This window comes from Luteibacter flocculans (genome assembly GCF_023612255.1).
GTDB lineage: Bacteria > Pseudomonadota > Gammaproteobacteria > Xanthomonadales > Rhodanobacteraceae > Luteibacter > Luteibacter flocculans.
In genome coordinates, this window is sequence record NZ_CP063231.1 from 2,024,514 (window position 1) to 2,040,315 (window position 15,802).

14 protein-coding genes are annotated in these 15,802 nt (G+C 65.0%); 5 read left to right on the top strand and 9 right to left on the bottom strand.

The window, feature by feature from the left end:
- Positions 1–76 precede the first annotated feature (76 nt).
- Positions 77–1,090 carry a zinc-dependent alcohol dehydrogenase family protein gene (locus IM816_RS08525; protein WP_250340558.1) on the top strand — a complete coding sequence of 338 codons (1,014 nt, stop codon included), beginning with the start codon at positions 77–79 and terminating at the stop codon, positions 1,088–1,090.
- 18 nt (positions 1,091–1,108) lie between these two features.
- Here the strand turns inward: IM816_RS08525 and IM816_RS08530 are convergent, their stop codons facing one another.
- The 3 genes from IM816_RS08530 to IM816_RS08540 form a co-directional block, all read right to left on the bottom strand.
- Positions 1,109–2,368 (bottom strand): MgtC/SapB family protein, encoded by a 1,260-nt coding sequence (locus IM816_RS08530; protein WP_250340559.1) that lies wholly within the window; start codon positions 2,366–2,368, stop codon positions 1,109–1,111.
- A gap of 126 nt (positions 2,369–2,494) precedes the next feature.
- Positions 2,495–3,151 carry a DUF2238 domain-containing protein gene (locus IM816_RS08535; protein ID WP_250340723.1) on the bottom strand — a complete coding sequence of 219 codons (657 nt, stop codon included), beginning with the start codon at positions 3,149–3,151 and terminating at the stop codon, positions 2,495–2,497.
- A 157-nt stretch (positions 3,152–3,308) separates the two neighbouring features.
- Complete coding sequence (locus IM816_RS08540) at positions 3,309–3,845, bottom strand: DUF308 domain-containing protein (RefSeq protein ID WP_250340560.1); 537 nt, start codon at positions 3,843–3,845, stop codon at positions 3,309–3,311.
- A gap of 98 nt (positions 3,846–3,943) precedes the next feature.
- Here IM816_RS08540 and IM816_RS08545 point away from each other — a divergent pair, with 98 nt between their 5' ends.
- Positions 3,944–4,522, top strand: a complete 579-nt coding sequence (locus tag IM816_RS08545; protein WP_250340561.1) for a TetR/AcrR family transcriptional regulator — start codon at positions 3,944–3,946, stop codon at positions 4,520–4,522.
- 174 nt (positions 4,523–4,696) lie between these two features.
- A complete protein-coding gene (locus IM816_RS08550; protein WP_250340562.1) occupies positions 4,697–5,404 on the top strand; it encodes an SDR family NAD(P)-dependent oxidoreductase in 708 nt (235 codons plus the stop codon).
- An 11-nt stretch (positions 5,405–5,415) separates the two neighbouring features.
- On the opposite strand, the gene IM816_RS08555 is transcribed toward IM816_RS08550, so the two are convergent.
- Positions 5,416–6,309 (bottom strand): LysR family transcriptional regulator ArgP, encoded by an 894-nt coding sequence (locus tag IM816_RS08555; protein ID WP_250340563.1) that lies wholly within the window; start codon positions 6,307–6,309, stop codon positions 5,416–5,418.
- 109 nt (positions 6,310–6,418) lie between these two features.
- Between IM816_RS08555 and IM816_RS08560 the strand changes: the two genes are divergently transcribed.
- Positions 6,419–7,036, top strand: a complete 618-nt coding sequence (locus tag IM816_RS08560) for a LysE/ArgO family amino acid transporter (protein ID WP_250340564.1) — start codon at positions 6,419–6,421, stop codon at positions 7,034–7,036.
- A 76-nt stretch (positions 7,037–7,112) separates the two neighbouring features.
- On the opposite strand, the gene IM816_RS08565 is transcribed toward IM816_RS08560, so the two are convergent.
- From IM816_RS08565 to IM816_RS08585, 5 genes are all read right to left on the bottom strand, one after another.
- Positions 7,113–8,240 (bottom strand): FAD-dependent monooxygenase, encoded by a 1,128-nt coding sequence (locus tag IM816_RS08565; RefSeq protein WP_250340565.1) that lies wholly within the window; start codon positions 8,238–8,240, stop codon positions 7,113–7,115.
- A gap of 291 nt (positions 8,241–8,531) precedes the next feature.
- Positions 8,532–11,660 (bottom strand): efflux RND transporter permease subunit, encoded by a 3,129-nt coding sequence (locus tag IM816_RS08570; protein ID WP_250340566.1) that lies wholly within the window; start codon positions 11,658–11,660, stop codon positions 8,532–8,534.
- On the bottom strand, positions 11,660–12,778 hold the full coding sequence (locus IM816_RS08575) for an efflux RND transporter periplasmic adaptor subunit (protein WP_250340567.1): 1,119 nt from the start codon (positions 12,776–12,778) through the stop codon (positions 11,660–11,662). The genes IM816_RS08570 and IM816_RS08575 overlap by 1 nt, the downstream gene beginning before the upstream one ends.
- A complete protein-coding gene (locus IM816_RS08580; protein ID WP_250340568.1) occupies positions 12,775–14,043 on the bottom strand; it encodes a TolC family protein in 1,269 nt (422 codons plus the stop codon). The genes IM816_RS08575 and IM816_RS08580 overlap by 4 nt, the downstream gene beginning before the upstream one ends.
- 72 nt (positions 14,044–14,115) lie before the next feature.
- Positions 14,116–14,490: a hypothetical protein gene (locus tag IM816_RS08585; protein WP_250340569.1), complete on the bottom strand. Its 375-nt coding sequence runs from the start codon at positions 14,488–14,490 to the stop codon at positions 14,116–14,118.
- A gap of 176 nt (positions 14,491–14,666) precedes the next feature.
- On the opposite strand from IM816_RS08585, the gene IM816_RS08590 reads away from it, so the two are divergent.
- Positions 14,667–15,800 carry an NAD(P) transhydrogenase subunit alpha gene (locus IM816_RS08590; protein ID WP_250340570.1) on the top strand — a complete coding sequence of 378 codons (1,134 nt, stop codon included), beginning with the start codon at positions 14,667–14,669 and terminating at the stop codon, positions 15,798–15,800.
- Positions 15,801–15,802 lie beyond the last annotated feature (2 nt).

Sequence of the window (15,802 nt, forward strand, 5' to 3'; positions counted from 1 at the left end):
CATCAGGCCCGAATGACACGGTGTAGTGCGCGAAAACGCCGCAGTGGCGGTGCAGTCGACGAACCCGGACGAACCCATGAACACGCTGTTGACCGATCCTGTTGCGCCCCATGCGATGGTCCTGCACGAGACGGGTGCCGCTCTTCGTTTCGAGCCCCTGACGCTCGCGCCGCCGGGAGCCGGCGAGGTTCGTATCCGCATCGAGGCATGCGGTGTCTGCCGTACCGACCTGCACGTGGTCGATGGCGAGCTTCCTCATGTGGAAACGCCCGTTGTGCCTGGCCACGAAATCGTGGGCCGCGTCGAGGCCGTGGGTGCCGGCGTGACCTGGCCCGTGCCGGGCGAGCGCGTTGGCGTGCCTTGGTTGGGAGGCACCTGCCAAGCCTGCGAGTTTTGTCTCGATGGACGGGAGAATCTCTGCGACACGCCCGAGTTCACCGGATACACCCGTGCGGGCGGGTTCGCCACCCACGTGACGGCTCGCGCTGCCTATTGCGTGCCGCTGCCGAACGAGGCCGATGCGGTAGCACTCGCACCGTTGCTCTGCGCGGGGCTGATCGGCTGGCGCTCATTGCGTCACGCAGGCAACGGCCGTCACGTTGGCCTATACGGATTCGGCGCATCGGCACACATCGTGGCGCAGATCGCGATCGCACAGGGCAGGGAGGTATCGGCGTTTACGCGGCCCGGCGACGTGGCAGCGCAGGCCTTCGCCCGATCGCTTGGCGCGCGTTGGGCCGGCTCCTCACTCGACGATGCGCCGGCGCCGCTGGATGCCGCCATTGTCTTCGCCCCGGACGGGGCGCTGGTTCCGCAGGCGCTGCGCCAGGTGAAGAAAGGCGGACGCGTCGTGTGCGCTGGCATCCACATGTCCGACATACCCGGCTTTCCCTACGCATGGCTTTGGGAGGAGCGGGAGATCGTCTCCATCGCCAACCTGACGCGCGACGACGCACGCAGTTTCTTTGCCGACCCCGCCTGCGCACGAGTCACCACGACCACGCATCGCTATCCACTGGATGCCGCCAACCAGGCGCTGGACGACCTCCGCGCCGGGCGACTCACCGGGGCGGCGGTATTGGTGCCCTGACGGGTGTGACGACGCGGATCATGCCCAGCCAAGCGCCAGCGCGAATGCGATCACGATGGCTGCAATGCCCGGGATCACGCGCAACGCATAGCTACGGCCGCCTTTGACGAGGGCGGCGGCACATTTCAGGCACGAGTTGGTGACCAGCGCGGCGAAGACGCCGATCGCAGCCGTCGCCATGTCGACGCCGCCTGTCGTCACGGCCTGCGCGACGGAGGCCGCCGCGGCGTGGACGTCCGCAACGCCGGAAATCGCCATCACCCACGGAAGGCTCTCCGGTCCCCAGCGTGCCCGAAGAATGGCCGCCAGCAGCATGATGCCCGCGAGTAGCGCGCCGAAACGCAGGGCCGTCATCACCTCGAACGGTCGGCCGGTACCGATCGTCACCCGATCGTCTGACACGGAAAACGCGCGCCAGCCCATGCCGATCGCTACCACGACGGCGACACTGCCGCTCGCGACCAGCGGTATCGCCAGATACGAGAGCAAGGCGGGCGACAGCGCGCCGGTCACCACGGCCAACTGGACGACCGTGCCGACGTTGGAAAGCAGCGCCGCACTGGCCGACGCGCCGACCAGCGCCGGTGCGCTTCGCGCGCGCTCGCCCATCGCTGCCACCGTGGCGGTGCTGGACGCGAAGCCGCCTGCGAGCCCGGCGATGGGCAAGCCGAAACGCAATCCGAACGCGCGGAGCGAGAGATAACCGAGCGAACCGATGGCCATGACGGCTACGACCAGCATCCACACGCGACGCGGGTTGAGCGCGCCCCACGGATCGATCGCGTGATCGGGAAGCAGGGGCATGACCACGAACGCCGCGGCAGCAAGGGTCAAAAGATCGTGTAGTTCCCGTTCGGACAACCACTGCCGCGAAAGCCGATGCAGACGCCGCCGGTTCGCCAGCACCGTTGCCACGACCACACCGGCGCCGCCCGCCACGGCGGGCGACGACAAGGCCAACATGCCCAGCAGCAGCGTGACCAGCATTGCCACCTCGGTCGTGAGGCTGGGGTCGCTGCGTGCCGTGGCACGGTAGCTCGCCACACCAAGGCAGGCCACGAAGAAACCGGCCACGTAGACGGCGGCGTTGCCAAGCAGCGCAGCGAGCGCACCACCCAGTGCAAGCAAGGCGAAGGTCCGCACGCCCGCCTGACCCGTTGCGCCGCCGGGATGCTTCGCGCGCTTCGAACGCTCGCGCTCCAGGCCGATGAGCAAGCCGATGCCCAACGCGACGCCGAGCCCCGTGGCCAGTGCAACGATATCGGTCGGCGCACCCATCACGCGCCGGGAACCGGCGAAGGGGCGTCGCCATACAGGCGGAAGCGTGGCGCGTCAGGTGTCATCGGCGTGCTCGTGGCGAGGCCTTCATGGTCGGTGTCGTAGCACACATCGCGTTGATCTGGATCAAACTGACGACGCAGATGCATCCCTGGCGATAAACATCGGCCGCCAGCGGCACGTGGCAAGCACGAGCACGGCCAATGCGCTCCCCAAGGAGGCCAGTGCCATGTCCTTCTGGGCATCCCATACGTCTCCCTGCGTGCCGAGATAGGCCTGACCCAGGTCGCCGCCGAAACTCTCGGCCGCCATCCACTCCACCAGCTCGTAGATCAACGAATGCGACATCACGAAAGTCACAGGCAAGATCCAGCGCCAGATACCTCGCGGCGGCGCGCGCCAGGCGAACAACTCAACGACAGCCGGTGTCACCAGCACGCCATACGCAAAATGGACGGCGCGGTCGAAGTGATTGCGTCCACTACTCGCCATCTCACCGAGCGAGGTCAGCCCGCATGCGTCGAGCCAGCGTGGGTAGGGCACCTCCGAATAGGTGTAGTGAGCGCCGATTTCGTGCAGGCAGAGAAACAGCAGGAGCGACACATAACTGGCATCGGAGAACGGCATCCGCCGGTATCCGAACACGAGCAACGGAAGGGCGACAGCCACCAGAGCATTCTCCAGCAGCCAGTCCTGCCAATCCGCCGGACGTATGCCCGACAGGATCACGACCGCCACGGCGGCGAAGCACAGCAGCCGTGGCAGGCGATGGGGGTGTGGCATGAGATGCACGATGCGCTCCTCGGAAACGAGGGTGCAGCATATCGCTCGGTCAGTCGCTCGGCGGACGGCGTGGAGGGTCGCTCCGACGCCTTAATAACCTACCAGTAGGATGTTTCAAGGCTCGACATGCGCGGCGAAAGCGAGCCAGGCGAGGTCATCAGGAAGCGGGCTTGGCACGACCCCGTTTGAACGTCAGCCAGAGCGCGGAGAGCAGAAAATAGAAGGCGCCAAAGGCCGCATACGGGGCCAACTGGGCGATACCTGGCACCGCCTTGAAGGCCTGCACACAGAACACGATGCCGGCCAGCGCCGACTGCACGCCGCTGATCATCATGAACACCTGGCCGCCGAGTTTGCGGCGGCGGATGCCGACCGCGAGCTGGAACAGACCGGCCAGCAGGGCCCAGACGCCAAAGACGAGCACGCCTCCCTTGGCGGCGTAAAGGCTGTACGCCACGGCCATGACGATCGCCGTCATGCCGCTGGTGATCGCGTTGAAGCGCTGCCCCGGATTCGCGGCCAAGCCCCCGTTGCGGCGTGCGTCGAGCACGTTTGCGAAGGCGTCCCATGCTGGGTAAAGCACCAACAACAGGCCCACGACGGGGCTCGGCGCGGCGGCCGATAGCAGCGCCAGCACCACCCAGACCAGGGCGACCCCGGCACGAAGAAAATAGAAGTTCCGAAGCGTGTTCATGGCGGTCCAGGAGAGGAAAGTGTGTGCAAACCTACTAGAAGGTAGGTACCTCGTCAAATTGGTGGGCTCACTACCTACCCAGTGATAGGATGGCCGCCATGACCAGCACGCGACAAAAGCTCATCGATTCGGCCCGGCATTTCATCCAGACCCGGGGCTACAACGGCTTTAGCTACGCCGATGTGGCCGAGCAGGTGCAGGTGCGCAAGGCCAGCATCCATCACCACTTCCCGGCCAAGTCTGACCTTGCCCGGGCTGTGGTCGACGAATCGCGTGGGCACATCGTGGCGCAGACGGCGACACTTGCCGGCGGTGCGTTCGATCCCGACGAGCAACTGCGCATGTACACGGCGTATTGGGAGCGGTGCATCGCCGATGCGTCGGCTCCTTTCTGTGTGGCCGGCATGCTCGCGGCCGAACTCACCACGCTGCCTGACGATCTCGCAACCGATGTCCGCGCGCATTTCCGCGACCTCTCGCACTGGCTGGAAATCGTGCTGACCAAGGGAGCGCACATGGGGCGCTTTGCGTTCGAGGGTTCCGCGCGCCAGGAGGCGGAAGCCTTCATGGCACTCGTCTACGGCGCCATGCTGGCAGCGCGCGCGCATGGTGATCCTTCCGTGTTCGCCGGCATCGTCAACGTGGGGCTGCGCAAGCTGGCGCCCGTCGCGGCCTGACGGTCGGGCTCGTACCGTCAGCGTGTCCCTGACCTCCGCAGGTGTTCCTGCGCCTGCAGCGTGGTCGCGAGCACGCCGTCGGCCTGCGTCCGCAAGAACATGCGCCAGTCGGCGCCTTGCACCGGTCACCGTGCGACTTCACCATACGGCGTTTCAAACGATGGCAGCGCACTCATGACGTCGAACGCAACACCCCGCATTCTTATCGTCGGTGCCTCGCGTGGGCTCGGTCTGGCCATGGTGGCCGAGTTTCTGTCGCACTGTTGGGCCGTGACCGCTACGGTGCGCGAAAGCAGCCCACGCGACGGCCTCGACGATCTTTCCCGCCGACACCCAGGCAAGGTGGGGATCGAACAGCTCGACATGAACGACACCGATCAGCTCGCTGCGCTGGACACGCGCCTGGACGGCGAAACGTTCGACATCCTGTTCGTGAACGCCGGGGTGAGCAACCGCGATCCCACGCAAACCATCGGCGAGGTCAGCACCGAGGAATTCATTCACGTGATGGTGACCAATGCGCTGAGTCCGATGCGAGTGGTCGAGCGATTGGTACGTCATGTCACGCCGGATGGCCTGATCGGCGTGATGTCGTCGGGACAGGGCAGCATCACCAACAACACCGCCGGACAGCGCGAGCTGTATCGCGGCACGAAAGCCGCGTTGAACATGTACATGCGCAGTTTCGCCGCACGTGAGGCAAACGCCCGTCATCCTATGGTCGTCATGGCGCCGGGCTGGGTGAGGACCGAGCTTGGCGGTGAAGCAGCACCACTCACCATCGAGGACAGCATCCCTCGTCTCGTCCAGGTGCTTCTCGCGAAACGCGATCGTCCGGGGCTCGAATATCTCGACTACCAGGGCCGCACCGTGCCCTGGTAGCGGCGCCTCGCCTAACGCGTTCGCAAGGCTTTCTTTGCGGCTTCGCGCAAGGCGCGTCCGATGTGTTCCAGGGTTTCCGAGCGTACTGCCGCGAACTGCCAGTACAGGGGCACATCGAGCCAATGCTTTTTACCCAGGACGACGACGCGTCCCGCGTCCACGGCCGGAGCGATCAGCGATTCGGGCGCCAGGCACCATCCAAGCCCCAGCCCTGCCGCGTCGACGAAGCCCGTCGAGGTGGGTAGGTAATGCACCGGTGGCGCCAATCGCGCACGCGTGATGTCCCGAATGAAACGCCATTGCAGTTCGTCCTTGCGGTTGAACACGATCAGGGGCGCCTTGCCCAGAGCGTCCGCAGTCAAGCCGCGACGAAAGTGTGCGGCGGCGAACGCGGGTGACGCTATGGGGTAGTAACGCATCGCGCCTAGCGCATGTACGTTGCAGCCTTGCACCGGCTTGGCCTCGGCGGTGACCGCGCCCAGTACGGAGCCATCGCGCAGCATCTCCAGGGTGTGGTCCTGGTCATCGACGCGCACGTCGAACAGATAGCCATGACGGTGATGCAACTCGGCCAGGCCGTCGAGGAACCAGGTCTGCAGCGAATCGTCGTTGACCGCGATGGCGACCGAGCGTGGAACGTTCTCGTCGGTGGGCAGAAAATCCGCCAAAGCCTCCGCTTCGAGGGCTTGCATGGGACGCAGTCGCCGCAGGAGTCGTTCGCCCGCCGGCGTCGGCCGGCACGGGGCATGGCGCACGACCAGAACGTGTCCGAGCCGGTCTTCCAGAGCCTTGATGCGTTGCGAAACGGCGGATGGTGTGACGGACAGACGTCTTGCAGCGCCATCGAAGCTACCTTCTTCGATCACGGCGGCAAATGCGGCGAGTTGGGGATGAAGAAGATCCATGGTCGGTGCTGTCTGGATTAGTTTTTCTAATGATGGCACAGAATGTTTAGATGGCCTTGAGTACGTTCCCCCGGCATGCTGTTGCGCATTCGTTTCCGGAGTTCATCCCATGTATGTCGCTGCGGCGCTCGCCGGCTTCACCGCTGGCGCTGGCCTGATCGTCGCCATCGGTTCGCAGAATGCCTTCGTGCTGAGGCAGGGTCTGCTGCGGCAGCACGTCGGACTTGTCGTGGCGACCTGCGCGCTGGGCGACATCCTGTTGATTAGCGCTGGGGTGGCCGGCGTGGGGGCGCTGGTGCGGCAGTGGCCGGCGCTTCTCGATGCCCTGCGCTATGGCGGCGCAGCGTTCCTCATGATGTACGGCGCCATGGCGGCGCGACGCGCCTGGCACGGGTCCGGTGGCCTCGTCCCCAGCGATGAGGGCGGGCAGAGCGTGTGGATCGCACTGCTGACCTGCCTGGCCTTTACCTTCCTCAATCCTCACGTGTACCTGGACACGATGATCCTGCTGGGAAGCCTGTCTACGCGTTACACCGGCGGCGTGCAGTGGGCGTTCGCGGCAGGCGCATGCATCGCCAGCGTGACCTGGTTTTCGCTGCTGGGCTATGGATCGCGCGTGCTGCTGCCCATCTTCAAGAGGCCCGTGGCCTGGCGTGTGCTGGATATCTTCGTCGCGGGCTTCATGTTTTCGCTTGCCCTGTTGCTGCTACTTCGCCCGATCCGGTAGCCGCGACCGATACACCCGCGAGGGAAGCCACAGCGTTGTGGGAGGCGTGCGTGATAACCCGCCTATTCGAACGTCGTCAGAACTGCTTCAACGGTTCGTAGGTATTCCGATAGCTGCGCGGCGTGATGAATGGCATGAGCAGGGTGCGAAGCGCATGCGGGAGGCGCGCAGCCTTCGAGAGGCGATCCGTCATGGCCTGTACGTGCGCTACGCGCGAGCGACGGATCTCTTCGAAACGTTGGCCAATGCGCGCGACGTCGTCGCTGTCGGAAACAATCGCCGCCAGCGCAAGCGCGTCTTCCATCGCCAGCGCGGCACCCTCGGCCCATACGGGCGCTGTCGCGTGCGCTGCATCGCCGATGAGTACGACGCGGCCGTTCGACCAGCTCGCCAGCCGCGCTTCCTCGATGGGTGAGTGGTAGATGGACTCCGGATGAGTCACGGCCCAATCCACCGCCTTGCGCGCGCGGTCAGGGAAGGTCTTGAAGACATCGATGAGGTGTCGATGGTCGTCGCGCGGCGCGTTCGCCGCGTTCACCGAGACCCAGCCGTAGACCGTGCTGTCATCGACAGGGAGCAGCAGAATCATGCCGTGCTCGCCGGTCCATAACGTCCATCCGTCGATGCCGCCGGGGTTCGGTGCCATGAAACGCCAGCTTGCCGAAGCCAGGCGCGCGGTCGTGGTTCCGGCGGCCGTCATCACCAGGCCTCGCACGGTGGAGCGGACGCCGTCGGCGGCAACCAGCAAGCGGCCGGCGACCTTGTCGCCATCGCCCAAGCTGACCCGCACGGAGGCGGCGTCCTGTTCTACAGCGGCGACGGTGCTGCCAAAGCGAACCGCGCCGTCATCGAGATCCTTGCCCAGCATGGCCATGAGATCTGCGCGGCGCACGGCGCGCGGACGCATCGCCTCACCCCAGAACGCGTCTTCATCGATGGCTGCCAGCAGACGATCGGTGCGCGTGCGGTATTCGCGCTTGCGCACGGGGTAACCGACGCGCTCGATGTCCGCTGCAAGTCCGAGCTGACGAAGCGCCGCGATGGCGTTGCCGGGCAGGTTGATGGCGAGGCCGCCGTCGGCGGCCTGCGCGCTTCGTTCCAATACGAGGGCGTCGATCCCGCGCTGTTTCAGGGCACGGGCTGCGGCGAGGCCGGCGATGCCACCACCGGCGATGACGATGGATGGTGAATCAGGTGAGGCCATGTCAGGTCGCTTGTGAAGAACGACCTCCGATTGTGCCCCAGGCGTGCATACGAACACACACTCTTATGGGGCATGGCCGACGCCTTGTCGATCGTTCTCCAGCATGTACGGCATCGTTGCCGCCGTAAGACTGTGGAAGCCGCCATGGCTTCGAGAAGCTAGCCGGTGGGAGCCACCCTGGTGGCGATGGGAGCTTGCCTCGCCGCTTCATCGCTTCGTTGGCTTTTCGCCACCAGGGTGGCTCCCACCATTGCTCCGTTGGTTTCTCCCTAGAACGGCTCCCACAAGCGCTCACCCCATTGGCCCGACCCTGCCAGCTTGCTCCTTCGCCGCGCGACGCTGTTCCATCCAGTCGTACAGAACGGGCAGCAGCACGAGCGTAAGCAAGGTCGAGGTGATCAGACCGCCAACGACCACGGTCGCCAGTGGCCTCTGGACCTCGGCACCGACGCCCGACGAGAGCAGCATGGGGACCAGACCGAGGATCGCCACACTGGCGGTCATCAGCACCGGGCGCAAGCGCAATGCCGTACCCCGAACCACCGCATCGCGCACACTCAGGCCCGCGTGTCGCTGCTCGTTGAGAAAGCTCACCAGCACGATACCGTTCAACATCGCCACACCGAAGACGGCAATAAAACCGATGGCCGAAGGCACCGACAGGTATTGCCCCGTGGCGAACAGGCCGACGATGCCACCGATCACCGCAAAGGGAACGTTGGCGAGAATCAGGCCGGCATGACGCACCGAGTTGAACGCGGTATAGAGCAGCACGAAGATGAAGAAGATCGTCGCGGGTACGATGAGCGACAGACGTTTCAATGCGCGCTGTTGGTTCTCGAACGCGCCACCCCATTCCGTGTAGTACCCGGGCGGCAGTTTCACGGCCTGGGCGAGCCGCGCGTTGGCCTCGTTCACGAACCCGTCGATGTCGCGACCACGTACGTCCATCTGGATCACCGCGTAGCGCTGCAACTGTTCGCGGCGGATGAACGAGTAGCCCTCGGCCGTGTCGACCTTCGCGACCTGCGATAAGGCGACCAGTGCCCCCGACGGGCTGCGGATCGGAATCCGTTCGATGGCGGCTATCGATGCCTTGCTGGCGTCATCCAGGCGCACGGTGATCGCAAAACGCTTCACGCCGTCCAGCAGCGAGCCGATGGGTTCGCCGCCGATGCCGTTGCGCACAACGGTGAGAATGTCGTCCGCATTGAGGCCGTAGCGGGCCAGGGCATCGCGATCGACCTCGATGCGGATCTGCGGCTTGCCCAGGTTGGCTTCCAGGCCGAGATCCGCCACGCCCGGCACGGCAGCGAGCGTGTCCTTGATCCGCGCGCTGAGCCGATCCAGTTCGGCAAGATCGTCGCCGTAGAGCTTCAAGGCAAGTGTCGCTCTCACGCCGGAAATGAGTTCCTCGATACGCATCTGGATGGGCTGCGTGTAACTCACCACCGCCGTAGGCAGCAGGGCGGTGAGTTCGTTCTGCATCGTCTGCTCGAGGCTCTCGAGCGTTTCCCCATCGCGCCATTGTTCTTTCGGCTTGAGTGGTGTGTAGACCTCCATGTAGTTCACGTCGGCGGTCTCGCCTTTCTCGGCGCGGCCGATCATCGCCAGTGTCGTCTCGACTTCGGGCACCGTCGCCTTGATCCGTTGCGCGACCTGGTTCGAGATGTCGATCGATTCCGCAAGGGAAGCGGAGGGGATCGACGTGATGCGCCACATGATCGCGCCCTCGCGCAGGTTCGGCATGAATTCCTTGCCCAGGAACGGAAACAACGCGAGGCTGGCGAGCAATGCCACCACCGCCAGGCCGACGACCGCTTTGCGGTGACGCAGTGCGCGATCCAGCAGGCGGGCATAGCCGCGCTTGAGCGCGGCCACCAGCCGAGTGTCCTTCTCTTCCTTGGGCTTGAGCAGCAGTGCCGCGAGCACGGGAATCAGCGTGAGCGCCAGCACGAGCGACGCCGCCATGGCAAAGCTGATGTTGAAGGCCATCGGCTTGAACAGCTTGCCTTCCAGGCCTTGCAGGCTGAACAGGGGAAGGAAGACCACGATGATGATGCCGATCGCAAAGGCAATGGGGCTGGCGACCTCACGTGCCGCTTGCAGCACGGCAGCGGTTCGATTCACAGGGCCGCCCTGGGATCGTCGTTCGGCCATGATCCGGTAGGCGTTCTCGACCATGACGACGGCGCCATCGACCATCATGCCGATACCGATCGCCAGGCCAGCCAACGACATGAGGTTGGCCGACAACCCGGCCTTTTCCATGCAGATGAAGGCGATCAGCATTGCCAGGGGCAGGGTGACCACCACGATCAGGGCACTGCGCAGTTCGCCCAGAAACAGAAAGAGGACGATCGCGACCAGGATCGAGCCTTCGATCAAGGCGCGGACGGCGGTTCCAACGGCAGCATTGACGAGATCGGTGCGCTCGTACACCGGCTTGATCGTCGCGCCAGCGGGCAGGGCCTGCTGGACGGTCTGCAGCTTGGCTTTCACCGCATCCACGACGGTCTTCGCGTTCTCACCGATCCGAGCGAGCGCCTGGCCCATGACCACTTCCTTGCCATCGCGGGTCACCGCACCCGCGCGAGGCCCGCCAGCTTCGGTAACGCTTGCCACATCGCGCACGTGGATCGGCGTGCCGTCCTCCGTCTTCAGGACGATGTTGCCGATGTCGGCCGCCGTCCTGACCAGACCCAGGCCGCGGACGAGATACTGCTCGCGACCGACGTCGATGAAGTTGCCACCGACCTGCGCATTGTTGTCTTCGATCGCCTGCATCACCTCCTTGAGCCCGAGATCATGCGCGATGAGGCGCAGCGGATCGACCTGCACCTGGTACTGCTTCTCCTGACCGCCCCACGAGGTGATGTCGTCCACTCCCGGCGCAGTGCGCAGGATCAACCGCACCGTCCAGTCCTGCAGCGTGCGCAGGTCGGTATCGGAGGGCGCGCTCTTCGATGCCTCGTCCGTGCGCTCCACGGTGTACCAGAAGACCTGACCCAGGCCGGACGTGTTCGGCCCCATTTCCGGCTTGCCATAGCCTGCCGGCAAGCGGTCGCCCACCTGCTGCAAGCGTTCGTTGACCAACTGCCGTGCGAAGTAGATGTCCATGTCGTCCGCGAAATACACCGCGACGTACGACAGGCCAAACAGACTGACGGAACGGATCGCTTCGACCTTGGGTAATCCGGCGAGTGCGGATTCCACCGGCGTGGTAAGCAGCTGCTCGACGTCTTCGGCGGCGAGGCCGGATGCCTCGGTGTATACATTCACCTGGACCGGCGTCACGTCCGGAAAGGCGTCGATCGGCACGGTGCGCACGGCCTGCACGCCCAGGAAACCGACCACCACGAAGACGATCAGCACAAGCACCTTGTACTTGAGAGAAATCTCGACAAGACGTCCCAGCATCAGTCTTCTCCCAACTGCGAACGCAGCATGCGCGCCTTCAAGGCGAACGCACCTTTACGCACGTAAGGCGCGCCGGCACGCAGGCCTTGCTTGATCTCGGTCCACCCACTGCGGGTATCGCCCACCTCCACGGCGACCGGCTCGAACTGGCCCGGCGCTTTCCCGCGGACAAACACAGTTGCCTGGTTCTGCAAGAGAACGATGGCCTCTGCGGGTACTGCGAGCTGCTGCGTGGCCGAACGCACGGTAATGCGTGCTTCCACCAGTTCGCCCGGATGCAGCATGTCCTTCTCGTTCCCGACCTGAATGCGCACGTCCACGGTGCGGGTCTTTTCGTCGGTTTGGTGAGATCGCTGGATGACCTTGCCGGGCAGTTCCGTACCGTGCGCCACGACCGTCACTGCATCGCCTTCCTTGATCTGCTCGGCGTCTGCCGGTGCAAGACGCGCTTCCACCCATACCGACGCCTCCGTCACCAGGGTGAACAGAGGACGTCCGGCCTCGATGCGCTCGCCGACCAGGAAAGCATCGGTGGTGATGCGCCCTGTGCTGGGCGCGATAAGTTCGAAGCTTCCATCGGCTGCCGACGAACCACGCTTGAGCAGTTGGCTTATCTGCCCGTCGGACAGGCCGTAGGCCTTGAGCTTGGCCTTGGCCTGGTCGCGCTGCACGAGCGCTTCGTTGTAGCGCCGCGCGGAAACCGCTTGTGGGCCGAGCGATGCGACACGCTGCCAATCCTGGCTTGCCACGATAAGCGCACCTTGCGTTTCGGCCACTTCGACGCTGGACAGCACCACCAATGGGGTGCCGGCAGCCACGACGTCGCCGAGTTTGGCCTTACGGGCGACGACCTGGGAGGCAACGCGGGGAGCCACCAGCACCGTGTTGTACGCATCGACCTTGACCTCGCCGGGGGCCTTGATCTGGTCGGAGACCGTGCGCACGGCCAACGTGTCCACGACGATGCCGGCCGTCTTGATCGCAGCGGCATCGAGCACGAGCGGGTTGTCGGCGCCGGGCGCCTTGGTCTCTTCCGCGCTCACGGCAAGTGGCAACGCGCTCATCAAGGCGAGCGCAAAAAACGATGGGCGATTGAAGCGGAGCAAACGGGCGATCATCGGGAGAATTCCTTGGAGGTGCCATCGATCCCATCGGTCAGGCGACCGGCGGCGGCGAGATAGTCGAACCAGGCCTGCCACGTCTGGCTTTCCAGCGTGATACCGGACAGTGCGGTGTCGAGGCTTTGCTTGAGTTGCACGAGGTAATCCGAGGTACCGATTTCACCGGCCTGCCACAGTTTTTCGAGTGTCGTTGCGCGTTCGTCGAAGGCGCTGGCACGACTCTGGCGAAACGACACCGCGGCAGCTCGCAGCGCGACATAGCTGGCTCGGGCCTGCGTGAGCGCTGCATCCGTACGCAAACTGACGGCACGACGTGACGCGAACGCCGCATCCGCGTCGGCCTGCGCCGCCGATATAGCGGCTCGTCCCGTGTCGCGCACGGGGATCGGCATGGAAATGCTCACACCAATGACGGCATCGGAGCGCGTGCCGCTGCGAACGCGGCCACCCGTCACGCTCAGGGTGGGATCGGGGCGTCGGGCACGTTCCGCCACGACAACGCCGGCTTCGGCGCGGTCCTGCTCGGCCTGCGCCTGAATCCGTTCAAGCCGATCAGCTGCAGCCACCGGCACGATTGCATCGGCCTCCGGCGGAAGGGCCTGCGGCATGGCCGGCAAGCTGCGCTGGTTATCGCCGTCGATGGCGGCGAGCACAGCGAGGGAACTCGCTTCCTGCCCCGCAAGCGATGCCTGTTGTACCTGCGCCTCGCCCAGGGCCAACCCGGCGAGGTCGCGCTCGGTGGTGCTGATGTCTCCCACCTTCAGCCGCTGCGCCGCCAGTTCGTCGAAGCGTGCCATCAAGGCGACGCGACGCCGGCCCAGCTCGCTTTGCTTGTGGGCGAGCGTCGCACCGACCCACGCCTTGAGCCAGTCCGCGGCAATGTCACGGCGTTCGCGTGCCAGGGCAGCTTGCTTGGCTCTTACTTCGGCATCGCTCTCCGCGACGCGGGCCCGACGCTTTCCGGACAGATCCAGCGCCAGGCTTGCACCGGCGGTCCGCCGATCGACGTCCGCGTTTTCGCCCTCCAGTTGCACCGAAGGGTTGTAGATCGGCTGGTCGGCCGCACGCGCACGTGCCTGCGCGGCACGCAGCTCGGCTTCGGCCACCTGCAACCGCGGACTTTTCGACCACACGTTGCGAACCGCTGTCTCAACCGCCGGGGACGGCAGGACCGCGGCATCGTCCTGATAGGGCACGGCAGAAACGGTGGCGACAAAAAACACGCACACGGCGCCCCAGGGCGCTGTACGCCAAAACGACATAAGAAGAATCTCCTGAAACCATCAACGATCGACGCGCCGGCAAGGCCGGTCATGCGTCGGACACGAGGGGTTTCAGGCGATCGGAGGGCGCAGCAGCGAAGACGCGGCCGGGTAAGGCGGCGCCTCGGGGAGGTGGCTCACGACCTCAGGCAAACGGATGAGGGTCGCCACCGCATGGGACGCCATCGGCAACGCCGCACCGTGTGCACAGGCGCAATGGCAGCCGTTGCCTTCATCGAGGAGACAGATCTCTGTGTCGCCGGATGAAGCGACATCGGCCTGCACGGCAGCCACGGCAAGCGTGTGGCCGCTGGACGGCGAAACCGAGACCAGTGCAGGACCATCGAGCACACAGACGGTGCTCGCCGCGATCTTGATCATCAGTGCCGCGAACAACAGCACCCAGCCACCCTTATGGCGGCGCAGGCGCTGAAGCAACGTGGGCACGTGACGTGTCATGAGTGGGATGGTAGCCAGAACACGGGCCTTGGGTCCACCGATGCTCCGGTACGCGCCGATAGGACGCAACGTCATGCGCGTATAAAGCGCCTCAGTTGACTGAGATCAACTGTCTCATCCGTGCAACTGACAGACTTTCTACGAAGTAGACACAGGACTGCCGGATGTCGCTCAAGATTGCCGTACTGAAGGAAGTGGGCTCTAACGAACGTCGCGTTGCGATGGTGCCCGTACTGGTCAAACGTCTCACCAAGCTGGGGGCGAGCCTCGCGCTGCAGACGGGAGCTGGCGTCGCCGCTGGGTTCGCCGACGCGGACTATGTGGGCGCCACGACAGTGGACGATCCACTGCGAGTGGTGGCCGATGCCGACATCGTCCTCGCGGTACAGGCGCCGTCGGCAGCCGTGATCGCGGCGATGAAGCCCGGTGCCGTACTTGCCAGCTTCGTCTATCCGCAGAAGCACGCCGATCTGCTGGAACCGCTGTGTGAACGCCACATCAGCGCTTTCGCACTCGAAACCGTGCCGCGCATCAGCCGTGCCCAGGCGCTCGATGCGCTGTCCAGCCAGGCGACCTTGGCCGGCTATTACGCACCGCTGCTGGGCGCGGTACACCTCCCACGCATCTTGCCGATGATGACCACGGCCGTCGGATCGCTGCGTGCTGCCCGCGTGCTGGTGATGGGTTTGGGCGTGGCCGGGTTGCAGGCGTTGGCGACCGCGCACCGCCTGGGTGCGATCACGGAAGGCTACGATGTGCGACCCGAAACGAAGGAGCAGGCGCAGTCGGTAGGCGCCAAGTTCGTCGACACGGGTGTGGATGGACGTGGCGAAGGAGGTTACGCGCGCGAACTCACGGCCGAAGAGCAGGCGCGAACCCAGGACGCATTGACGCTGCACATCCAGCAGGCCGACCTGGTGATTACCACGGCCAATGTGCCGGGGCGCACCGCGCCGCGCTTGATATCGCGTGTGCAGATCGAGGGCATGAAGCCCGGTTCGGTCATCGTCGACCTGGCAGCGGAGAGCGGTGGCAACTGCGAGGGCACGGTACCTGGCGAGACCACGACCGTCGGACGGGCCACCATCCTCGCGCCGCTCAACGTACCGTCGCTGCTTGCTCAGCATGCCAGCGAGCTTTATGCAAAGAACCTGCTGAGCCTGCTCGACCTGATCGTCAAGGACGGTGCGCTGTCGCTGGATCTTGGCGATGAAGTGGTGGCGGGCACGCTGCTGACCCACGCCGGTGAGATCCGCCAGCCGGCGGCCCGGCGCCTCGTCGAAAACGTTACGCCCTGACA

Excerpts from the sequence above, each read along its gene's own strand:
- IM816_RS08530 (WP_250340559.1), bottom strand. The coding sequence starts at position 2,368 with ATGGGTGCGCCGACCGATATCGTTGCACTGGCCACGGGGCTCGGCGTC.
- IM816_RS08575 (WP_250340567.1), bottom strand. The coding sequence starts at position 12,778 with ATGATCGCCCGTTTGCTCCGCTTCAATCGCCCATCGTTTTTTGCGCTC.
- IM816_RS08590 (WP_250340570.1), top strand. The coding sequence starts at position 14,667 with ATGTCGCTCAAGATTGCCGTACTGAAGGAAGTGGGCTCTAACGAACGT.
- IM816_RS08550 (WP_250340562.1), top strand. The coding sequence starts at position 4,697 with ATGACGTCGAACGCAACACCCCGCATTCTTATCGTCGGTGCCTCGCGT.
- IM816_RS08570 (WP_250340566.1), bottom strand. The coding sequence starts at position 11,660 with ATGCTGGGACGTCTTGTCGAGATTTCTCTCAAGTACAAGGTGCTTGTG.
- IM816_RS08540 (WP_250340560.1), bottom strand. The coding sequence starts at position 3,845 with ATGAACACGCTTCGGAACTTCTATTTTCTTCGTGCCGGGGTCGCCCTG.
- IM816_RS08580 (WP_250340568.1), bottom strand. The coding sequence starts at position 14,043 with ATGTCGTTTTGGCGTACAGCGCCCTGGGGCGCCGTGTGCGTGTTTTTT.
- IM816_RS08560 (WP_250340564.1), top strand. The coding sequence starts at position 6,419 with ATGTATGTCGCTGCGGCGCTCGCCGGCTTCACCGCTGGCGCTGGCCTG.
- IM816_RS08535 (WP_250340723.1), bottom strand. The coding sequence starts at position 3,151 with ATGCCACACCCCCATCGCCTGCCACGGCTGCTGTGCTTCGCCGCCGTG.
- IM816_RS08555 (WP_250340563.1), bottom strand. The coding sequence starts at position 6,309 with ATGGATCTTCTTCATCCCCAACTCGCCGCATTTGCCGCCGTGATCGAA.
- IM816_RS08525 (WP_250340558.1), top strand. The coding sequence starts at position 77 with ATGAACACGCTGTTGACCGATCCTGTTGCGCCCCATGCGATGGTCCTG.
- IM816_RS08545 (WP_250340561.1), top strand. The coding sequence starts at position 3,944 with ATGACCAGCACGCGACAAAAGCTCATCGATTCGGCCCGGCATTTCATC.
- IM816_RS08565 (WP_250340565.1), bottom strand. The coding sequence starts at position 8,240 with ATGGCCTCACCTGATTCACCATCCATCGTCATCGCCGGTGGTGGCATC.